The organism is Acrocarpospora catenulata (assembly GCF_018476525.1).
GTDB lineage: Bacteria > Actinomycetota > Actinomycetes > Streptosporangiales > Streptosporangiaceae > Acrocarpospora > Acrocarpospora catenulata.
In genome coordinates this window covers 1-18840 of record NZ_JAHCST010000064.1, presented here as the reverse complement: position 1 = coordinate 18840, position 18840 = coordinate 1, and the positions used below count along the sequence as shown (strand labels likewise).

Annotated in this window: 17 protein-coding genes; 10 read left to right on the top strand and 7 right to left on the bottom strand. The window is 69.4% G+C overall.

From position 1 onward, the window contains the following. Window positions 1-12: 12 nt before the first annotated feature. Window positions 13-681, top strand: a complete 669-nt coding sequence (locus tag KIP79_RS38495; RefSeq protein WP_214109943.1) for a Crp/Fnr family transcriptional regulator — start codon at window positions 13-15, stop codon at window positions 679-681. A 32-nt stretch (window positions 682-713) separates the two neighbouring features. After that, the gene (locus KIP79_RS38490) at window positions 714-2195 is read left to right on the top strand and encodes an MFS transporter (protein WP_214109942.1); all 1482 of its coding nucleotides are present in this window, start codon (window positions 714-716) and stop codon (window positions 2193-2195) included. Here KIP79_RS38490 and KIP79_RS38485 read toward each other — a convergent pair. Beyond that, window positions 2137-2817, bottom strand: coding sequence for a TetR/AcrR family transcriptional regulator (locus KIP79_RS38485; protein WP_308170106.1), 681 nt, complete (start codon window positions 2815-2817; stop codon window positions 2137-2139). The two genes, KIP79_RS38490 and KIP79_RS38485, sit on opposite strands and share 59 nt — an antisense overlap. A gap of 79 nt (window positions 2818-2896) precedes the next feature. Between KIP79_RS38485 and KIP79_RS38480 the strand changes: the two genes are divergently transcribed. Next, window positions 2897-4294 (top strand): DHA2 family efflux MFS transporter permease subunit, encoded by a 1398-nt coding sequence (locus KIP79_RS38480; RefSeq protein ID WP_214109940.1) that lies wholly within the window; start codon window positions 2897-2899, stop codon window positions 4292-4294. 65 nt (window positions 4295-4359) lie between these two features. Here KIP79_RS38480 and KIP79_RS38475 read toward each other — a convergent pair whose 3' ends face one another. After that, complete coding sequence (locus KIP79_RS38475; protein WP_214109939.1) at window positions 4360-6453, bottom strand: PhoX family protein; 2094 nt, start codon at window positions 6451-6453, stop codon at window positions 4360-4362. 144 nt (window positions 6454-6597) lie between these two features. On the opposite strand from KIP79_RS38475, the gene KIP79_RS38470 reads away from it, so the two are divergent. Then, window positions 6598-7044, top strand: coding sequence for a sterol carrier family protein (locus KIP79_RS38470; protein ID WP_214109938.1), 447 nt, complete (start codon window positions 6598-6600; stop codon window positions 7042-7044). Window positions 7045-7085: 41 nt separating this feature from the next. On the opposite strand, the gene KIP79_RS38465 is transcribed toward KIP79_RS38470, so the two are convergent. Next, complete coding sequence (locus KIP79_RS38465; protein WP_214109937.1) at window positions 7086-8468, bottom strand: DUF4190 domain-containing protein; 1383 nt, start codon at window positions 8466-8468, stop codon at window positions 7086-7088. A gap of 161 nt (window positions 8469-8629) precedes the next feature. Here KIP79_RS38465 and purF point away from each other — a divergent pair, with 161 nt between their 5' ends. Then, a complete protein-coding gene (purF, locus tag KIP79_RS38460; protein ID WP_214109936.1) occupies window positions 8630-10066 on the top strand; it encodes an amidophosphoribosyltransferase in 1437 nt (478 codons plus the stop codon). After that, window positions 10063-11094 carry a phosphoribosylformylglycinamidine cyclo-ligase gene (gene purM / locus KIP79_RS38455; RefSeq protein ID WP_214109935.1) on the top strand — a complete coding sequence of 344 codons (1032 nt, stop codon included), beginning with the start codon at window positions 10063-10065 and terminating at the stop codon, window positions 11092-11094. The genes purF and purM overlap by 4 nt, the downstream gene beginning before the upstream one ends. A gap of 181 nt (window positions 11095-11275) precedes the next feature. Here purM and KIP79_RS38450 read toward each other — a convergent pair whose 3' ends face one another. Together KIP79_RS38450 and KIP79_RS38445 are read right to left on the bottom strand one after the other, a co-directional pair. After that, window positions 11276-11506, bottom strand: a complete 231-nt coding sequence (locus KIP79_RS38450; protein ID WP_214109934.1) for a DUF3073 domain-containing protein — start codon at window positions 11504-11506, stop codon at window positions 11276-11278. Between the two features lie 151 nt (window positions 11507-11657). Beyond that, on the bottom strand, window positions 11658-12782 hold the full coding sequence (locus tag KIP79_RS38445; protein ID WP_214109933.1) for a Leu/Phe/Val dehydrogenase: 1125 nt from the start codon (window positions 12780-12782) through the stop codon (window positions 11658-11660). A 130-nt stretch (window positions 12783-12912) separates the two neighbouring features. Between KIP79_RS38445 and KIP79_RS38440 the strand changes: the two genes are divergently transcribed. Beyond that, window positions 12913-13770: a DUF8083 family protein gene (locus KIP79_RS38440; RefSeq protein WP_214109932.1), complete on the top strand. Its 858-nt coding sequence runs from the start codon at window positions 12913-12915 to the stop codon at window positions 13768-13770. 321 nt (window positions 13771-14091) lie between these two features. Beyond that, window positions 14092-14295: a developmental transcriptional regulator BldC gene (gene bldC / locus KIP79_RS38435; RefSeq protein WP_013133571.1), complete on the top strand. Its 204-nt coding sequence runs from the start codon at window positions 14092-14094 to the stop codon at window positions 14293-14295. Between the two features lie 831 nt (window positions 14296-15126). Here bldC and KIP79_RS38430 read toward each other — a convergent pair. Beyond that, the gene (locus KIP79_RS38430; protein ID WP_214109931.1) at window positions 15127-16440 is read right to left on the bottom strand and encodes a helix-turn-helix domain-containing protein; all 1314 of its coding nucleotides are present in this window, start codon (window positions 16438-16440) and stop codon (window positions 15127-15129) included. A 503-nt stretch (window positions 16441-16943) separates the two neighbouring features. Between KIP79_RS38430 and KIP79_RS38425 the strand changes: the two genes are divergently transcribed. Together KIP79_RS38425 and KIP79_RS49840 are read left to right on the top strand one after the other, a co-directional pair. Then, a complete protein-coding gene (locus KIP79_RS38425) occupies window positions 16944-17255 on the top strand; it encodes a hypothetical protein (protein ID WP_214109930.1) in 312 nt (103 codons plus the stop codon). Between the two features lie 28 nt (window positions 17256-17283). Next, window positions 17284-18327 (top strand): GntR family transcriptional regulator, encoded by a 1044-nt coding sequence (locus KIP79_RS49840; RefSeq protein WP_308170105.1) that lies wholly within the window; start codon window positions 17284-17286, stop codon window positions 18325-18327. A gap of 215 nt (window positions 18328-18542) precedes the next feature. On the opposite strand, the gene KIP79_RS38415 is transcribed toward KIP79_RS49840, so the two are convergent. Next, window positions 18543-18737 (bottom strand): hypothetical protein, encoded by a 195-nt coding sequence (locus tag KIP79_RS38415; protein WP_214109929.1) that lies wholly within the window; start codon window positions 18735-18737, stop codon window positions 18543-18545. Between the last annotated feature and the right edge of the window lie 103 nt (window positions 18738-18840).

Sequence of the window (18840 nt, the reverse complement as noted above, 5' to 3'; positions counted from 1 at the left end):
AAGACTGACCGCATGAACGCCACTCCCGAACCCGGTGAGTTCCTCGCCCTGCTCACCGCGGAGGAGATCGCGGACCTGCGCCGGGTGGGCCGTCCGCGCCGCTGGGACCGGGGCGTCACGGTGATGAGCGAGGGCGACACCTCCGACTGGGTGCTGGTGCTCACCTCCGGCCGGGTCAAGGTCTCCTCGCACACCGCGGCGGGCACCGAGGTGGTGCTCGCGGTCCGCGGTCCCGGCGCGCTGCTCGGCGACATGTCGGCGGTGGACGGCGGCCCCCGTTCTGGCACGGTGACCGCGCTTGAGCCGATCGAGGGCATCGTGGTCCGCGACTTCGCGGGCTTCCTGAACGAGCACGGCCGGATCGCGGTGCTGCTGCTCCAGCTGGTCACCGGCCGCCTCCGCGACGCCGACCGCAAGCGCATCGAGTACGGCGCCTTCGACACCACGGGACGGGTCGCCACCCGCCTGGTGGAGCTGGCCGAACGGTACGGCGAGCCCACCGACGGCGGCGTCAAGGTGATGTTGCCGCTCTCCCAGGACGAGCTGGCCGGGTGGACCGGCGCCTCCCGGGAGGCGGTCAGCAAGGCGCTGCGCAGCCTGCGCGACCGGGGGCTGATCGAGACCGGGCGGCGGCGCGTGATCATCTACGACCTGGAGGCCCTGCGCAGACGCGCCCGGTGACGCCCCTGGACGCAATGCCAGAATAGTGTTCTGTGGCTGTCGTCCCCCTGGAGCCGGGTTCCCCCGAGTACGCCCAGGCTCTCCGGTACGCGTGGAAGGTCTGTTCGGTCACCAGCCTCGGCCTGGTGCTGATCGGTATCAGCGGCAGCACGCTCAACGTCGCGCTGCCCTCGGTGGTCCGCCACTTCCAGGCGGGACCGCTGGCCGCCAATTGGGTGCTGTTGGCCTTCCTGCTGGTGAACACGGCCACTCTGGTCTTCTTCGGACGGGTGGCCGACCTGCTGGGGCGGCGGGAGGTCTACCTGGTGGGCTTCGTGCTGTTCACGGCGGCCTCGCTGCTGGCCGGGCTGGCGCCGAACGTGGGGCTGCTGATCGCGCTGCGCGCGGTGCAGGGGCTGGGGGCGGCGATGATCCTGGCCAACGGGACGGTGATCATCACTGACGCGTTCCCGGCGGATCGGCTGAGCCTGGGCATGGGGGTGTACCTCGGGACGTTCTCGGTGGCGCAGCTGGCCGGGCCGACGCTGGGCGGGCTGATCGCGCACACCCTGGGCTGGCAGTGGATCTTCTGGATCAACGTGCCGGCGGGCCTGATCGCCCTGTCCTGGGGGGCGGCCACGCTCCGCGCGACCACCTCGCGCGACCGCCAGCCCATGGACTTAGCCGGAAATTTCGTGATCTTTGTGGCTCTGTCGGTGGCGTTGGTGGCGCTGACCGAGGCCGGGGCGAGCGGGCTGGGCAGCCCGATCGTGCCGGTCGGCGGGGCGGTCGTGCTGGTGCTGCTGCCGGTGCTGGTGCTGGTGGAGCGGCGGGCGGCCAGCCCGGTGCTGAACGGGGCGTTGTTCGGCGCCCGCATGCTGGTGTTCGCCAACGCGGCCTCGTTCTGCAACGCGCTGGCCAGGTCCTCGCTGATCCTGCTGGCCGGGCTCTACTTCCAGGCCGCGCGCGGGGTGGACGCGCTGACGGCGGGGCTCGGCGTGCTGCCGATGCCGGTCGGCATGGCGCTGGCCGCCCCGATCGCGGGCGCGCTCGGCCGCCGGTTCGGCGCGTACGTGATCTCCGTGGCCGGTTCGCTGCTCGGCTGCGCCGGGCTGCTGGTGCTGACGGCGGGCACCGGGGCGCCGTACCCGGTGATCGCGGCCGGGCTCTTCCTGGCGGGGTGCGGCAGCGGCACGTTCCTTACTGGGAACACCACGCAGGTGATGGAGGCGCTGCCGCCGGGCGGCCTCGGGGTGGTGAACGGGTTCCGGCTCATGATCATGAATGTGGGGATCGTGCTCAGCGTGGGGTCCACGCTCAGCCTGCTCACCTCGTCGGTCTCCGCCGAGCTGCGCGGCCGGGTCTACCAGGGGCTGCTGCCGCCGGGTGCGATCGGCCAGTTGATGGGCGGGTTCCGGCTCACCTACGCGGTGCTGCTGGGCGTCTGCCTGCTCGGCGCGCTGTTCGCCGTGCTGGCTAGGTCCAGCCCGCCCGCTCCCGCGGCTTCGCCGCCAGCGCCTCCACCCCGCTCATGAGCAGGTCCACGCCGAAGGCGTAGTACCGATCCAGGTCGGGTTCCCCGACCAGCGTCCGGGCGTACTCGACCAGGCACGGGTACTGGTCGGCGGGTAGCGACTCCAGACTCAGGCGCTTCTGCCGACGCCACTCCACGGCCTCCTCGCCGGTGACGCCGGGCGGGCAGCCGGGCGCGCCGTCGACCAGGGCGATCACTCCGTGCAGCAGGTGGCCGGAGATCAGGAAGCCCTCCTCCAGCGCGAACCCGGCCTGGGCGAGCAGTTCCAGCGCGGTGTTGGTGGCCACCCGGAAGCTCGTCACGTCCAACTGCTTGAGCGAGGGCAGCAGGCTGGTCAGCGCGGGGTGGCGGCGGATGACCCCGACCGTCGCCTCGACGATGGCGCGGAGCCGGACCTGCCAGGGGGCGTCCGGCGGGAACTCGGGGATGACCTCGCGGAACAGGTGTTCGGCCAGGGCCGCGAGCAGTTGGTCCTTGTTCTTGAAATGCCAGTAGAGGGCCATGGGCGTGACGCCGAGTTCCTGGGCCAGCCGCCGGATGGTGACGGCCTCCAGGCCCTCGGTGTCGGCGATCTTGATCGCCTGCTCGACCACGGTGTCCCGGCTCAACTTCTCAGGTGCCACTTGACAACTATACGACGTACAAGTTCTCCTATCCACTGTACATATACACCGTACAGGTACTCCGTACAGGAGAGGCGAGATGAACAGATGGCTGGCGCTCACCGCCGTGGCGCTATCGACGTTCATGACCTATTTGGATAACAATGTCGTGAATGTCGCACTCCCCACTATCCAACGGGACCTCGGGCTGAGCATCTCGGGGCTTGAGTGGATCGTCAGCGCGTACATCCTGGTCTTCGCCGGGCTGCTGCTGGTCGGCGGGCGGCTGGCGGACGTGATCGGGCTCCGGACGGTCTTCTTCGCCGGGCTCGGGATCTTCACCGCGGCCTCGGTCGCGGCGGGTCTGGCCGGGTCCCAGGAGGTCCTCATCGCGGCCCGGGCGGTCCAGGGCGTGGGAGCCGCCCTGCTGGCCCCGTCCTCGCTGGCGCTGCTGCCCCGGCTCTTCCCCGATCCCAAGGAGCGGGCCACCGCGGTCGGCATCTGGAGCGCGGTCGGCGCGCTGGCGCTGGCCGTCGGACCGCTCACCGGCGGACTGATCAGCGACAACGTGGACTGGGGCTGGATCTTCCTGATCAACGTGCCGATCGCCCTGGTCACCGCCGTGCTGGCGGGCGTCGCCATGCGGGTGCCCACCCTGCGGGCCACCGGCACCCGGCTCGACCTGCCGGGCCTGGCCGCCTCCTCGGTGGCGCTGCTCGCGCTCACCTTCGCGCTCATCGAAGGCGAGTCGGAAGGCTGGTCGTCCGGGCTGATCCTGGGCGCCTTCGGGGTGGCCGCCGCCGCGTTCGCGGCCTTCCTGACGATCGAGTCGCGGACCCGGCAGCCGATGATCGACCTGTCGCTGTTCCGGGACCGGATCTTCAGCGGCGGCCTGCTGGCGATGGGCCTGATGGCGTTCGGGGTGTTCGGGATCTACTTCTTCACCGCGATCTACCTGCAGAACGCGCTCGGGTTCACGCCCACCGAGGCGGGCGCCGGGTTCGTGCCGATGGCGCTGCTGATGGCGGCCATCGCCACCGTCTCCTCCCGCATCGCCGAGCGGGTGGGCACCGCCAGGACCGTCGCGCTGAGCCTGGCCCTGATGGCCGCCGCCATCGGCGGCCTCTCCGGCGCCGGCGCGGGCTCCGGCTACCTCGACCTGCTCCCCTGGTTCCTGCTGTACGGCGTCGGGGCCGGCCTCCTGGTCCCGCTCACCAACGTGATCCTGGGCGCCATGCCGGCCGGGCGGGCCGGGGTGGCCTCCGGGGTGATGAACGTGTCCCGCGAGGTGTTCGGGCTGCTCGGAATCACCATCCTGGGGGCCATCCTGAACGCCCGGCAGACGGCGCCCACGATGCCGGCCTTCCTGGACGCCTACCAGTTCACGCTGCTCATCGCCGCCGCCATCGTGGCGATCGGGGTGCCCGTCAGCCTGTACGCGCTGCGCCGGACCTCGGCTCCCACGCCTCCGGCGCCCGTGCTGGAACCCGTTGGGTGACCGACATTTCAGGCAGGACAGAGCGATGCCCCCGGGCGGCAACCGGGGGCATCGCCGTATCCAGGTCAGGAACCGATCTTCTTGCCCTGCTTGTGCCAGGCCACCGCGACCGAGGGGCGCGGCTGGTCGCCGTCCGGCCAGCGGCTGGACGGGTTGTCCGGGGTGGCGCCGGTGATCTCACCGGGGTGCTGCACCGCCACGAACACGCTCCGCTGGTCGTCGGTGACCAGCGGGCCACAGGTCTCCGCGCCGTACGGCATGGTCATGAACTGCCGGACCCAGCCGCGCTCCTTGCCCTTCAGCGGCATCACGAAGAGGCCGTCGTTGGTGCCCAGGGCGTTGCCGTCGGTGGCGATCCAGAGGTTGCCGTCCTTGTCGAAGGCGACGTTGTCCGGGCAGGAGATCGGCGACACCTTGGTCTTGTCGAAGCCCGAGAAGTAGGTGCTCGGGTCGGTGGGGTCGCCGCAGACCAGCGGGAGCGACCAGGCGAACTTGAGGGCGCCGGCGTCGTCCTTCTGCTCCACGATCTCCAGGATGTGGCCGTGCCGGTTGGACGGGCGCGGGTTGGCCTCGTCCACCTGGGCGGCGGTCCGGTTGGTGTTGTTGGTGAGGGCCAGGTAGACGGCGCCGTTGACCGGGTTGCGCTCCATGTCCTCGGGGCGGTCCATCTTGGTGGCGCCCACCTTGTCGGCGGCCACCCGGGTGAAGACCAGCACCTCCTCGGCGGTCATCCCGGGCACGAACGACTTGTTGCCGCTGACCAGCGGGATCCACTCGCCGGAGCCGTCGAAGGCGCCGTCGGAGGGGAGCTTGCCCGAGCCGTCGATCTCGGCGGCCGGGCTGTCGCCGGTGAGCTTGGCCACGTAGAGGGTGCCCTCGTCGAGCAGGTCCCGGTTGTTGCGGTCGTGGCCGGGGATGTAGCGGCCCTTGGAGACGAACTTGTAGATGTACTCGAAGCGCGAGTCGTCACCCATGTAGGCGACCAGGCGGCCGTCCTTGGCCAGGGTGGTGGTGGCCGCCTCGTGGGCCATGCGGCCGAGGGCGGTGCGCTTGATCGGGGTCGAGTCGGGGTCGAACGGGTCGATCTCCACGATCCAGCCGAAGCGGTTGATCTCGTTGGGGTGCTTGGCGAGGTCGAAACGCTCCTCGACGCGATCGAAGCGCCGGCTGCCGCTGGGGATGGCGGTGGTGGTGCTCACGCCGTACCGGGCGAGGTTGGCCTTCTGGTTCTCCGGCACGCCGTTGCCGCCGACGAAGTACTGGTTCCAGTTCTCCTCGGCGGTCAGGATGGTGCCCCACGGGGTGGTGCCGCCCGCGCAGTTGTTGAGCATGCCCTTGACGGTCCGGCCCTGCGGGTCGGCGGTGGTCTTGAGCAGGGCGCTGCCGGCGGCCGGGCCGCTGATGCGCATCGCGGTGGCCGGGGTGACGCGCCGGTTGTACTTGCGGCGGCCGCTGGTGACCAGGGCCCACTTGCCGGTCTTGCCGACGCGCTCGATCTCCACCAGGGAGCCGCCGTGCGCGGCCATGCCGATCTTGATCTGCTCCAGGGTGGCGGCGGTGCCGTCGGTGTACCCGCGGAACATCAGGTTCTCGTCGGTGTACTCGTGGTTCACCCAGAGCAGCGCGCGGTCCTTGCCCAGCGGGAAGAACGTCACGAAGTCACAGTTGTAGCCGAACTGCTTGGCCTGGGCGTCGGCGGTCTGGTTGTCGAAATTGAAGGCGGGAGCACCCGGCAGCACGGGGTCACCCCAGCGCACCACGACCGACTGGTCGTAGCCCGGGGGCACGGTCAACGCGTCCAGCTTGTTCGGGGCGACCGGAGTGAAGGTCAGGCCGGTGCTGTGCCCTGAGCCGTTGCCGCCGACGACGTCGTCCTTGTACTTGACCTTGTCTCCGGGGTCGGCGGCGGCCGGAACCGCGGCCGCGGCGCCGACCAGGCCGGTCGAGACCACCAGGGCGCCCAGCGCGCCGGCCCGGAGCATGCCACGACGGGACAGCGCCTCGGTGACGATGTCGCCGAAATAGGCGTTGTCACTGGGGTTGGACACCTCGTGGGCACACGCGTTGCCACAACGGAAGGCACAGGTCAAAGAGCTGCGGCCACCCTTGTGCGGGGTGGAAAGCAGCGGCAGCGTTCTACGCGGTGACGGATTCGCCACAGCTCCTCCAAAAGTTGCGCGGGACGGAAGCAGCGCGTCATCGCACATGCTTCCCGCCGGGACGGTACGGCTACCGGCCAAACCGAAGGTGAACGAGGTTTACCCATTCGGTGAACCCTGGTCACGCCCGTCTCATGAGTCACAATGGTTCGCATGAGTGCGGCGCGCAGACTTGATCCCGCGAAGGTCCGGGCGGCGCTCGACGAGCAACTGGCGGCGCTGGGGGAAGCGCCGTTCGCCGGGGGTGATCCGGGGGCGGCGTGTGTGGCCGCGGTGCTCCGGGCGTACCGGGCGGGGCTGGTGCCGGTTCGGGAGGCGGGGCGGGCGGCTGTCCGGCATCTGCTGGACGCTCTGGTTTCGGTGGCGCCCGGGCGGAGTGTGGAGGTTCGGGTGCCGCCGTTCGCGGCGGTGCAGTGCGTGGAGGGGCCCCGGCACACCCGGGGGACTCCGCCCAATGTGGTGGAGGTGGACGTGCGAACCTGGCTGGAACTGGCCACCGGGGTGGTCTCCTGGGCGGACGCGGTACGGGACGGGCGGGTCCGGGCCAGCGGCTCCCGAGCCGACTTGTCCGGATATTTGCCACTTCTTTGAGATTTGAGCCCGGCGGGCGGCGTGTGCCGCCCGCCGAGGTGCTACGGCTGCTCGAACTTGCGCTCCAGGCAGCGCTGGGTGGATTCCTGGGTCGGGTGCAGGGTCCGGTCGAAGCACTCGTCGATGCCCTTGTTCCTGATCCAGCTGAACAGGATGGCGCTGAAGATCGCGCCTAGCACCAGAGTGACGACGCTGAGCACGATGCCGATGATGGCGCGGGTGCGGTTGGAGCTCTTGTTGACCGCCACGATGCCGATGATGATCCCGACGATCGCGGTGACCAGGCCCAGGCCGCAGAAGAACAGCAGCACGAGGCTGACGATCCCCAGCACCAGCGCCGCCGTGCCGAGCCCGCCGCGCGTGCCCGGCGGCTGGCCTCCCCCGGGCGGGTACGGCGTGCCGCCCGGCGGGGGCGGGTAGACCGGCTGGCCGGGGTAGCCGCTGAACGCCTCCGGGCCCTCCGTACGGGGATATTCCTGGCCATAGGTCCCGCCGTACGGGCCGGGCTGGGCGGCCTGCGGGCCGGGCTCCGGCTGGGCGGGTGTGGCCTCGGGGCGCCCGAAGGGGCCCTCCGGCCGGCCAGGCGCGGCATAGGGCTGTCCCGGGGGGCCCGGCGGGGGCGGTGCGGGTTCCTCGCCGGGGATCTTGAAGGCGGGTCTGGCGTGGTCGGGGGTGTTCGCCGCGAACGTCTGGGTGGCCTCGCCCACGTGGGTTCCGTAGGGGTCGCCGACGGATCGGCCGTACGGGGCCGTGATCTCGCCCGCCGAGGCCGGGTAGCCCCATTCGCCGTGCGGACTGGTCGGCCAGCCGGGGAGAGGCTGGCTCTGGGTGCCGAAGTCGGCGTAGAGGTCCTCGCGGTCGGGCTCGTGGGGCTGGCGCCAGTCGTACGGGTCCTTCGGGTCTGTCGCGGGGCGGTCGTTGACGCCGTTGGCCCAGTGCATGCCGTTGCTGGGGCTGGCCGCGTCGCCCGCAGTGGAGGGCTGACCGGGTTGTTCGTGCGGGGCGAAGGTGGGTTGCTGGCGCGGGGGGATCGGCGGGTCTGTCGGAAATATCGGCTGATATCCGGGCCGGGATTCGGGCGACGGGGGACTCGGCTGGGGATACACCTGGGCGTCCTGGTGGTGGCCGGGCTGGGGCTCCGCGTACGGACCGGGCGGTTGGCCCGGATAGTGGCCGCCCTGGGACTCCTGCTGGAGGGTCGGCTGGGGAAACGCCCAGTCCGAGGCGCTTGGCGGCGGCTCGGGCGCGGTGCCGTGCCAGGGCGCGCCGGAGGAGGCCGGGGCCGACCAAGGGCGTTCCTGGTCGGGTTCCTGCCACGAGTTGGGCCCGGTCACCCGGTCGGGCGGGGTGGGCGAGTCATCGGGCTTGGCGTGTCTCGGGTCCCGCCACGGGTCGTTCTGCTTGGGGTCCTCTGGTGTGCTCACGATCTTCTCCCCCGACGGAATCTGCGCATGCCGGAGATCCCAGACTCCCGTTACGCGGGAGGCCGATCGGAGCCGACACGGCAAAGCCAGGTCGATGGTTTGACCGGGTATTCCGTACCCGGGTGTCCGAGCAGCGGCGAGGCCGAAATAGACTCAAGCATGTGCTGAAGGGCGACGGCCAACTGAGCCATAACCTTGACCCGCTGGACAAAGGCCCACAGGACGCGTGTGGCGTCTTCGGCGTCTGGGCCCCAGGGGAAGACGTCTCCAAACTCACCTACTACGGGTTGTACGCGTTGCAGCACCGCGGCCAGGAGTCCGCGGGCATCGCGGTCAGCGAGGGCACCCGGATCCTCGTCTACAAGGACATGGGCCTGGTCGCACAGGTCTTCGACGAATCGGTGCTGGGCACGCTCCGGGGCCACCTGGCCATCGGCCACTGCCGTTACTCCACCACCGGATCGAGTGTCTGGGAGAACGCCCAGCCCACACTGAGCTCCACCGAGGTGGGCGGGCTCGCGCTGGCGCACAACGGCAACCTGATCAACACCGCCGCGCTGGCCGAGCGGCTCGCGCCGGGCACGACCAGGGCCACCACCGACACCGAGGTGCTCACCGCGCTGCTGGCCAGGGACGGCTCCCGGCCCATCGAGGACGCCGCGGCCGAGCTGCTTCCCCAGGTCAGGGGGGCGTACTCGCTGGTGTTCATGAACGAGAAGACGCTCTACGCGGCGCGCGACCCGCAGGGCGTGCGGCCGCTGGTGCTCGGGCGGCTGGAGCGCGGCTGGGTGGTCGCCTCGGAAACCGCGGCGCTGGACATCGTGGGCGCGGTCTTCACCCGGGAGATCGAACCCGGCGAGCTGATCACCATCGACGAGCGCGGGGTCCGCTCCCAGCGGTTCGCGCTCGCCGAACCCCGCGGGTGCCTGTTCGAGTACGTGTACCTGGCCCGGCCGGACACCTCGATCGCCGGGCGTGGCGTGCAGGCCACCCGGGTCGAGGTGGGGCGGCGGCTGGCGCGGGAGCATCCCGTGGACGCCGACCTGGTCATCCCGACCCCGGAGTCCGGCACCCCCGCCGCCATCGGGTACGCCGAGCAGAGCGGCATCCCGTACGGGCAGGGGCTGGTGAAGAACTCGTACGTGGGGCGGACCTTCATCCAGCCGTCGCAGACCATCCGGCAGCTGGGCATCCGGCTGAAGCTGAACCCGCTGCGCGAGATCGTGCAGGGCAAGCGCCTGGTGGTGGTGGACGACTCGATCGTGCGGGGGAACACCCAGCGGGCGATCGTGAAGATGCTCCGCGAGGCGGGGGCCACCGAGGTGCACGTGCGGATCTCCTCGCCGCCGGTCGCCTGGCCCTGCTTCTACGGGATCGACTTCGCCACCCGGGCCGAGCTGATCGCGGGCTCGCTGAGCGTGGAGGAGATCCGGCAGTCGCTGGGGGCCGACTCGCTCGGGTACATCTCGCTGGAAGGCCTGACGGCGGCCACCACCATTCCGGCCAATCGGTTGTGCCGTGCCTGTTTCGACGGGGACTATCCGATTCCCATCGACGAGGCGCAGGTCGGCAAGTACGTGCTGGAGGCCAAGGTATGAGTTCGGGCTCGTACGCCGCTGCCGGGGTGGACATCGCGGCCGGGGATCGTGCCGTCGAGTTGATGAAATCGAAGGTGGCGCGCTCGCGGCGACCGGAGGTCCTGGACGACGCGAGCGGGTTCGCCGGGTTGTTCGACGTGTCGGCGCTGCTGCGGTTCCGGCGGCCGTTGCTGGCCACCTCGACCGACGGTGTGGGCACCAAGGTCATGCTGGCCCAGCGCATGGACAAGCACGACACGATCGGAATCGATCTGGTCGGGATGGTTGTCGATGATCTGGTGGTCTGTGGGGCGGAACCGCTCTTCATGACCGACTACATCGCGTGCGGGAAAGTGGTGCCGGAGCGCATCGCGGAGATTGTGGGGGGTGTCGCGGAAGGGTGCCGGCTCGCCGGTTGTGCGTTGATCGGTGGGGAGACCGCGGAGCACCCCGGTGCCATGGGGCCCGATGAGTACGATCTCGCCGGGGCGGGCACCGGAGCCGTGGAAGCCGACCGCCTGCTCGGGCCGCATCTCGTGCGGCCCGGTGACCTCGTGCTCGGCATGGCCTCCTCCGGGGTGCACTCCAACGGGTACTCCCTGGTCCGGCACGTCCTCAGAACCGCCGACCTGGACCTGGACGCCACCCTTCCCGAGCTCTCCCGCTCCCTCGGTGAGGAACTTCTCGAACCCACGCGCATCTACTCCCAGGACTGCCTGGCTCTCCTCGACGCGGTCCCCGTCCACGCCTTCGCCCACATCACCGGCGGCGGCCTCTGCGCCAACCTCTCGCGTTCCCTTCCCGGTACGGCGGACGCCCTCCTCACCCGCTCCGCCTGGACCCCGCCTCCCATCTTCGAGGCCCTCGCCACCCGGGGCCGAATCCCGCAACCCGACATGGACCAGACCTTCAACCTCGGCATCGGCATGTGCGCCATCCTCCCCGCCGCCGAGGTCACCAACGCCCTCGCCCTCCTGGCGTCCCGCGGCCTCCCCGCCTACATCCTCGGCGAGGTGGCCTCCGGCACCGGCCAGGCCCGGTACGTCTGACCGCGCTTCAGGGGCCGCCGACGCTGTCGGCGGCCCCCGTCTCGATGGGGCGGTCCACCTGAACGGCGGAACGCCAAAAAGCGCTCCGGGCCTGGGGCCCGGAACGCTGGTACTACCGGCGTGCTGCGACACCCGACGTAGCCGGGCTACGCCGGGTGTCCATCAGGCAGTCAGGAACCGGTCAACGACGGCTCCCGGGTGGGTCGTCCTCTTCGTCCTCGTCGTTGACGGCGACATAATCGGCATACCGCTCTGCCAGCTCGTCATAAGGGTCGTGCTCGTCATTACGGTCGGAATCGACGTGATCGACTCCGAGCTCCGCGCGCAGGCGTTCAAGATCCGTGCCGCCGCTGTTGTACTTCAGCTGGCGGGCGACCTTGACCTGCTTGGCCTTGGCTCGGCCGCGCCCCATTGGCTCGACCCCCTCATGCGGGGTCGTCCCCGACCCCTCGTCGCTAACGCACCACGCACTGACGCCACCTGACTTAGGGCGTCAGCCTCTCGTTCGCCTACAACCGTACCTGTTTTGCGCCTCACTCGGTACGCCGTATGGGCGTCCCCCGTCAGCGGGCCAGCCAAATGGATCTAAGCCGCCCGACTTCCGACATTCTGCGCTCTGCCAGCCTATCGGCTGCGACCGCCGGTGGTACGCCCTCCTCGTCGGCGATGGCGAAGATTTTCAGCGTGGTGTCGAAGATCTGTGCCGCCCTTGCCCTGGCCCTGTCCATGGAGAAGCCTGTGACCTCGTCGGCCACCTGGATGACGCCGCCGGAGTTCACCACGTAGTCGGGTGCGTACAGGATGCCACGGTCGGCGAGTTGTTTCTCGACGCCGGGATGGGCGAGTTGGTTGTTGGCCCCGCCGCAGACGATGGCGGCCCGGAGCGCGGCCACGCTCGCGTCGTCGAGGGCGCCACCGAGCGCGCACGGAGCGTACACGTCGAGGTCGCTCGCCACCAGGGTCGCCGCATCGGGGACCACTGACACCTGGGGGTGACGATGCCGTACCTGTTCCACGGCCCGCTCGTTCACGTCGCAGACGACCACCTCGGCGCCGTCCTCGATCAGGTGCTCGACCAGCCGGTGCCCGACCTTGCCGACGCCCTCCACGCCGACCAGGCGGCCGCGCAGCGAGGGGCTGCCGTACCGGTGCTCGGCGGCGGCCCGCATGCCCTGGAAGACCCCGAAGGCGGTGAGGATGGAGGAGTCGCCGGCCCCGCCGTTGGCCACGGTACGCCCGGTGACGTACTCGCACTCGCGGGCCACGATGTCCATGTCCTCGCTGTAGGTGCCCACGTCGCAGGCGGTGTAGTAGCGCCCGCCGAGGGACTGCACGAACCGCCCATAGGCGCGCAGCAGCGCCTCGCTCTTGTCGGTGTCGGGGTTCCCGATGATCACGGCCTTGCCGCCGCCGTGGTCGAGGCCGGCCAGCGCGTTCTTGTACGCCATGGCCCGGGAGAGGTTGAGCACGTCGGCCAGGGCGGACTGCTCATCCGGGTACGGGTAGAAACGGGTGCCCCCCAGCCCCGGCCCGAGCGCGGTGCTGTAGAGGGCGATGATCGCGTAGAGCCCGCTCCGTTCGTCGGAGCAGAACACGACCTGCTCGTGCCGGTCGCTGGGTCGGCCGAGGTCCTTGTGGGAGGCCGGGGAGGAGTGGACGGGCTGGGACAGCCCGAAGACGTCGGTCACGGTGGTGACTCCTGATCGCCTCTGTCCGCCGCCCCATTGCGGCGGATCTCACCCTCCAGGGTAACGACGATCATGGATTCGCATGATACGGGCACTGCGCGGACGCTTCTAACATGGCACGATTCGAGGTGTGCTGCCCTACGCCGCCTACCTCCGCGTCTACGAGCCGCTGAGCGCTTTCCCGGAGCAGGACCAACTGGCCTGGGCCAGATATGCCCAGAATCCGGAACGCCCGAGGCGGGCCGGAGCCTTGGAGGTCGAGCACGAGGAGGCCGTGCGGCGCATCCTGCGTGTGCCCCCGTTCCCCGCCCCCAGCAAGGAGAGCCACAACGCCTACCTGCGCCGGGTCGACGACGTGCTGTACGTCTGCCCCTGGCAGAGCAGGCTGCGCTCCTGGCTGGCCTTCGCCTCCTTCCGGGGGAGCATGCCGGTGAAGCTGGCCGACCGGTTCGTGCCCACCGCGGTGGCGGAGCGGACCGCCGACGAGTTCGACCGGTTCAAGCGCGGGGAGCCGTCGCTGCGCATGCACATCAGGACCAGCACCTGGCATGTGCCCACCCCGTGGTTCGTGCCGTTCGACTCGGCCGAGCGGTGGCTGGTGCTGCGCGCGGAGGAGACTCCCGAGGGCACCACGATGGCCCCGGCCAGGAACATGCTGTACGTGACCTCGATGGCGCAGGCGCGCAAGCGGGTGGCGCGGGCCCTGGTGGTGATCAGGCGGCACATCGGGGAGGTGGACACGCTCACCGACGTGGAGGACGTGGGGCGCTGGCTGGAGGAGTTCCATCCGCACTCGCTGGTGGAGCTGGACTACGGCGGTCTGGTGCACCTGATGGACGACGAGACCCTGCAGGCCGACCAGTCGGTGGCCGAGTTGGCCGCGGCTCTGACGGGTTTGGACAACGGTCAGGAAGAACTTGCCTTCGCGATGTATCAGCGAGTGATCCTCCGGTGGCGGTCGATCCAGAGCCTGGAGTCGGCCAACTGAGTCCCAACGCATGGGGCTGAAGTGCAGTTTTGGGTCACGAGATGCCCGATCTCGCAACTGCGAACTGAGTAGTTTGCCGTTTTCACTGCGATACCACGAAACGTGTCGCTAGAATCACCGAGCGTGACATCAACACGTGGTCGAGACGTTGCGCCCTTAGGGCTCGCCAATCGCGCTACGTGGCTGTATGGTCACATCGGGTGATGCCGCAAATGGTCCAAGAAACCGCACGTTATGGATCATTGGGGGACATCCGTGACAAGCGCCAAGATAAGTCGCAGGATCGCTGTCGCCGGTCCACACGGAGGAGAGGCCGCACAAATGTCAGCTCGTACACCCGAGGCCGAGCCGCTGCTCACCCCGGCGGAGGTCGCAACCATGTTCCGCGTCGACCCCAAGACCGTCACTCGGTGGGCGAAGGCGGGCAAGTTGACGTCCATCCGCACCCTCGGCGGACACCGGCGTTACCGGGAGACCGAGGTCCGGGCGCTGCTCGCGGGGATTCCGCAGCAGCGCTCGGAGTAGCAGCGGGGGAACGCAGGACCTAGGGGGAGGAAACGACGCGCTCGCGTCCGTCGTGAGCGCGTCCACACGGCGCCGCCCGCCCGGCGCCGCCCGCTAGGGCTCGCCCCCGCCCACAACCCCCTGTGGCCGGGCGCACCCACCTGATCCACCGGCCATCCCAGCATGCATACACACCCCCAACCCCGTAGCGGAACGTAGCCGGTAGGCCCGACGCCTTTGGGTCCCGCCCGCCCACCCCGGTTGCCGTGAAATCCCACCCACCCATGGAGGTAGGGCATCGGGGGTGACCCTGTAACCCCCCTGGTCAATGCCTCAAAATGGGCTTTGACCTGCGTATATGCCGTTCGTTCGACATGGGAGGTGTCTCACTGTTGTCCGCTATGACCCGCTCCAGCTCAGCATTCGCGGGCCACACACGGGCCAGTGTGCTCCCGTGTTTTGGCTGCTCGGATGGCATCTCCCCTGGCCTGATGGCCCGGATCCGGGTCGTGAGTATGGGCATCTACCCTCTTACCCGCGTTGTCCGCTGACGCGGTTCCCTGCACTACGGCGGGATGTGTCCGATTCCTTCCATACTTTCTCCCCCCGGTCTGTCATCCCGTCCGCGATCACCCGTAGCGGGGCCTAGCGGGCCGACGTGGGGGCGTCCAGGTGGAGCGCCCTACGGACGAACGACCTGGACGCCCCCGCGTCGGACTGCTTTGCTTCGCGTAGGTGATCGCGGGCGGGATGACAGACCGGTCTCAGCCCAGCCGCCACGCCACCCGCGCGTGTGCGCGGGCTCCTGCCATCCTGGACGCAGGATCCCCCGCCGGAGGCAAAGGGTTGACCTCAACTGGAAGCGGGGGTTAGGGCTAGCACTTCGCGGAATTCACCGACTACCGGGCGTTCCCGCTGTGCAATGGGTACGGCGTTGAAGACTCGCCGCGCCGTCTCCATGATCATGATATTGCGGTAAGGACCTGGCACGGAATCGATCACTGTGGCTGCTTGGCGCATTCCTTCGTCGATGCCGCCGTTGACGACGGTGCAATGTGCGGCGTGAAGGCGGATGTTGACCGCGATGTGGTGCCCCGCAGGGCTGCCCGTCAGCACGTGCTCTTGCGCCCGGCTGGATCCGGCTTCGTCGCCCGCAGCGGACAGCACCTGGCTTTTGGTGACGTAGATGCGGTAATCGGCAGGTTCCCAGAATCCGGGGACCGCTGGCAGGTCGCTTTTCGCCACGAGGTCGAGAAGAGTTTGCAGCATGTGGCGGGCTTCGTCGTGGCGACCGAGTAAAGCCAGTGTCTTGGCTTTGGCGCGGATGAGTGACACCTGACCGACTGACGGGCGCACTGCCGTACCCGCGATTTGCAGGGCATTCTCGATCAAGTGCAGGGTTGTGGTCGCATCGCGGAGGCCGGACGCGCTGTGTTCCGCCTCGTGGGCGCGGATTCTCAAGCGCAGGTCGAGATCGCCGGAGGTGTCGGCGGCGTTGCGTGCGGTGCGGTACCAGCGGAGCGCGGATCCCGGTTCCCCGAGGCGGACCAAGACGCTGGCGTGGAAGGCGGCGAGTACAGCGGTGATCCGGTGCAACTCGACGACGTGGGCGCTATCGGCGCTGCGTAGCTGTCGCTGCATCGCCACCAGGTCAGCCAGGAGATCATCGTGGACTTGGGCGGCGGGCCGGGTGTTGATCGCGTGGAGGTGATCGGCACAGGCCAGTTCCCAGTCTTCGATGCTGCGGTGCGGGCCGTTGACCGTCATGTCCAGCAACTGGCGTACGGGTTCGCCCGCTGCTCCGAGTGCTCCGAGTCCGGCGGTGGCGGCGGCGAGTTGGAGTAGTTGTCGGCGTTCCATGTCCTCGTCCTTGCCTTGAGTGTGGAATGCCAGGTCGGGCGTGCTCTCTCGGTGGAGTCGGGTGATGGCGGTGTGGAGAGCCACCAGTTGACCGTTGGCGGTGTAGATGCGGTCGAGTTGGTCGATGACGTGGGGTGGTGTCGGCCGTAGTCCGCGTTCCATTTTGGCGAGGTGGGAGTGGTCCGTGTGGATGGCTGCGGCCACCTGGCGGAGTGACATCTGGCTGGTCTCGCGCCACCAGCGCAGGGCGCAGGCGAGCAGGTGAGCGCGGAAGGCGTTCCGGTGGGGCGGCGATCCTGTGGTCATCTGTTCCTCGTGGGGGGCTGTCGAGCGGTTGCGGTGCGGTCGTGGTGCTCGTGACCCTGCCTGGTGACTTGCCGAATACCCGGGCGGCTTCCGCCATTGCACCACAGGAAGGTTGTCGGGCCGCCTGGTGATCGTGGTCAGTGTGTGGTCACCCTGTCCACGCGGTGTGTGGATGCCGTGCAGGGCTCTGGCGGGCTCTGGGTGGGGAATGGCCGCACAGGTCATCCGGCAGTGGGCGGTTCTTCTGGTCGTTGTCCCGCTTCGGTCTGTGGTCGCAGCGGTGGGCAGGGATTGCCACATTGTGTGTCTTGTCGGACACCTTGCGTGACTTGAACTATTGCACCACGACAGAGGGCTGATGCCCGGAAACGGTGCGGGTCCGCCCGGTGCAGCGGGTGCCTGGACGGACTCTTGATCGCATGTGGAGGTGCGAGCCAGTGTCCGAGGTGAGGAGGCGGCGGGGCCGTCGCGGACGGGATGAGCGTCTGGGGGAGCGGCGTCCGGTGACGGATGTGGGGTCGCTGCGGGAGCAGTTACGGCGTGAGCGGTTCATGTACCTGGTTCGTCTGGCATTCGAGCTTGAGGGGCGGGGGGTGTCCTGCACGCTTCGGTTGCCGGGACGGCGTGGGGAGTACGCGGTCCTGGAGATGCCGGGAGGTTCCAGCGGGGTGGTGCGGGTGGGGGTGCGCAGGGAGCGCGCTGGCTGGCTGTACACCGTGGGTGCCTACGCCCTGGGTGTCAGCACGGTGGCTGTCACCGTTGGCGTGCAGAGCGCCGATCCGGCGGGGATGGTTCTGCGGGCGGTGTCGCGGTGACGGTCATGGCGCGGTGCGGGGCGGCGTTGTGACGGCGCGGGACGAGAAGCCGTGGGAACGGGCGCTGGAAGACGCGGTGGCGCGGATCGTGGGCGGGGAGTTCGCGGAGGGGCGGTATCCGCATGCTCTGAATGAGTTGAAGGCCGGGTACGGGCTGACGTCTGATCAGATGTATTGGGTCTGGCGTCAGCTCAGGAAGCGCCGGTTGATCCACTTTGTCCCCCGGCATGGCCTGGTGGTCGGTCCTCCGGGTGATGGGCCGTTGTCGGGGTTGTCGGCGCGTAAGGAGGGGATGGTGGCCCGGGTTGCGGCGGATCTGGCCGAGTGCATCCGGGCGGGGAAGATCGCCACCGGTGAGTCGGTGGGGACTCAGCGGGAGCTGCGGACCCGCTTCAAGATCTCCGCTGAGATGGCTGGTTTCGTGCTGGCGCGGGTGGAGTATCACGGGTGGGCCTACAGCGTTCCCGGTTCCGGGGTGTTCGCCGCGCCTGCGCGGGAGTGGCCAGCAGGGGGTGATGGCCTGCTGCCGCACGTGGCACCCGGTGGGGCCGGTGTGCTGGATCGGTACAGTCCGGTTCCCTTGTATGTGCAGGCGGCCGATCGGCTGGCGGGCCGGATGGCGCGGCGGGAACTGCGCGCGGGGGATCCGGTCCCGGGTGAGGTGGTCTTGTCGCGGGAGTATGGGATCTCGCCGAACCTGGCGCGGCGTGTTTATCGGGAGCTGCGGGAGCGTGAGCTGGTGGTCACGGTGCCGGGGCGGCGCAGTTTCGTCGGGTGGGGTAGTCCGGGGATGCGCAACGCGATGCCGGTGCATCAGGTAATCGCCTGTGATCTGGCGTGGGAGATCCGTCAGGGGTGGGTCGCGCCGTACCAGGCGATTCCGAGTCTGCATGTTCTTGTCCGCCGGTATAAGGCGTCGAAGCTGGCCGTGCGGGCGGCGGGACGGCTGCTCCGGGAAGCGGGCTGGGCGAGGGATTTCGGGAGTAAGGGAATCTGTGTCCTGCCCGCCGATGAATGGCCCGCGCTTGAGTGGTGGCGCGAACTGATTGCCGCTGATCGAGGTGGGGTTTAGGAAGCGGCGTCGGCGAGAGTGCAGGGCGTTCTGGCGTGTGGGGTCAGAGCAAGAAAGGGCCGTGCCGACGAACTTGGGCGGCGTAAGTGGCGCTGGGTACCTCGACCGTGGCGGTACGGGCCTGGTTGTGGTGACAGCGATGGGCCGTCCCGGATGGCCGTGGCCACCCCGGAGGGGCGACCGTGAGGGAGTTCGGGCCGGCGGATCGCGGGCCGTCACATGATCACGGTCTGCCCTGGCATCGGTGATCTTGGTGGTCCCGCGGTGCCCTTCTTGATGATCATGGTCCCATCGTCGGGGCGGGGGCCTGGCCGCTCCCGCCGGGACCGGCCGAAGGCCGCATGCCCGGCGGGGAGGGCGGCCGGGTTGGCCCTCGCCGCCCGCGCAGCGGGCGGCCGTTGAGTCGGCATGAGGCGCGGTATCGAGATTGCTCTCAACCCGTCTCCTCATGCCGCTCGCCGAACCCGCCGTGCGCCTTTCAACGCAACGGGCTCTCCACGGTTGCTGCCGTCA

Excerpts from the sequence above, each read along its gene's own strand:
- KIP79_RS38495 (WP_214109943.1), top strand. The coding sequence starts at position 13 with ATGAACGCCACTCCCGAACCCGGTGAGTTCCTCGCCCTGCTCACCGCG.
- KIP79_RS38480 (WP_214109940.1), top strand. The coding sequence starts at position 2,897 with ATGAACAGATGGCTGGCGCTCACCGCCGTGGCGCTATCGACGTTCATG.
- bldC (WP_013133571.1), top strand. The coding sequence starts at position 14,092 with ATGTCAGCTCGTACACCCGAGGCCGAGCCGCTGCTCACCCCGGCGGAG.
- KIP79_RS38450 (WP_214109934.1), bottom strand. The coding sequence starts at position 11,506 with ATGGGGCGCGGCCGAGCCAAGGCCAAGCAGGTCAAGGTCGCCCGCCAG.
- purM (WP_214109935.1), top strand. The coding sequence starts at position 10,063 with ATGAGTTCGGGCTCGTACGCCGCTGCCGGGGTGGACATCGCGGCCGGG.
- KIP79_RS38470 (WP_214109938.1), top strand. The coding sequence starts at position 6,598 with ATGGTTCGCATGAGTGCGGCGCGCAGACTTGATCCCGCGAAGGTCCGG.
- KIP79_RS38430 (WP_214109931.1), bottom strand. The coding sequence starts at position 16,440 with ATGACCACAGGATCGCCGCCCCACCGGAACGCCTTCCGCGCTCACCTG.
- KIP79_RS38415 (WP_214109929.1), bottom strand. The coding sequence starts at position 18,737 with ATGCCGACTCAACGGCCGCCCGCTGCGCGGGCGGCGAGGGCCAACCCG.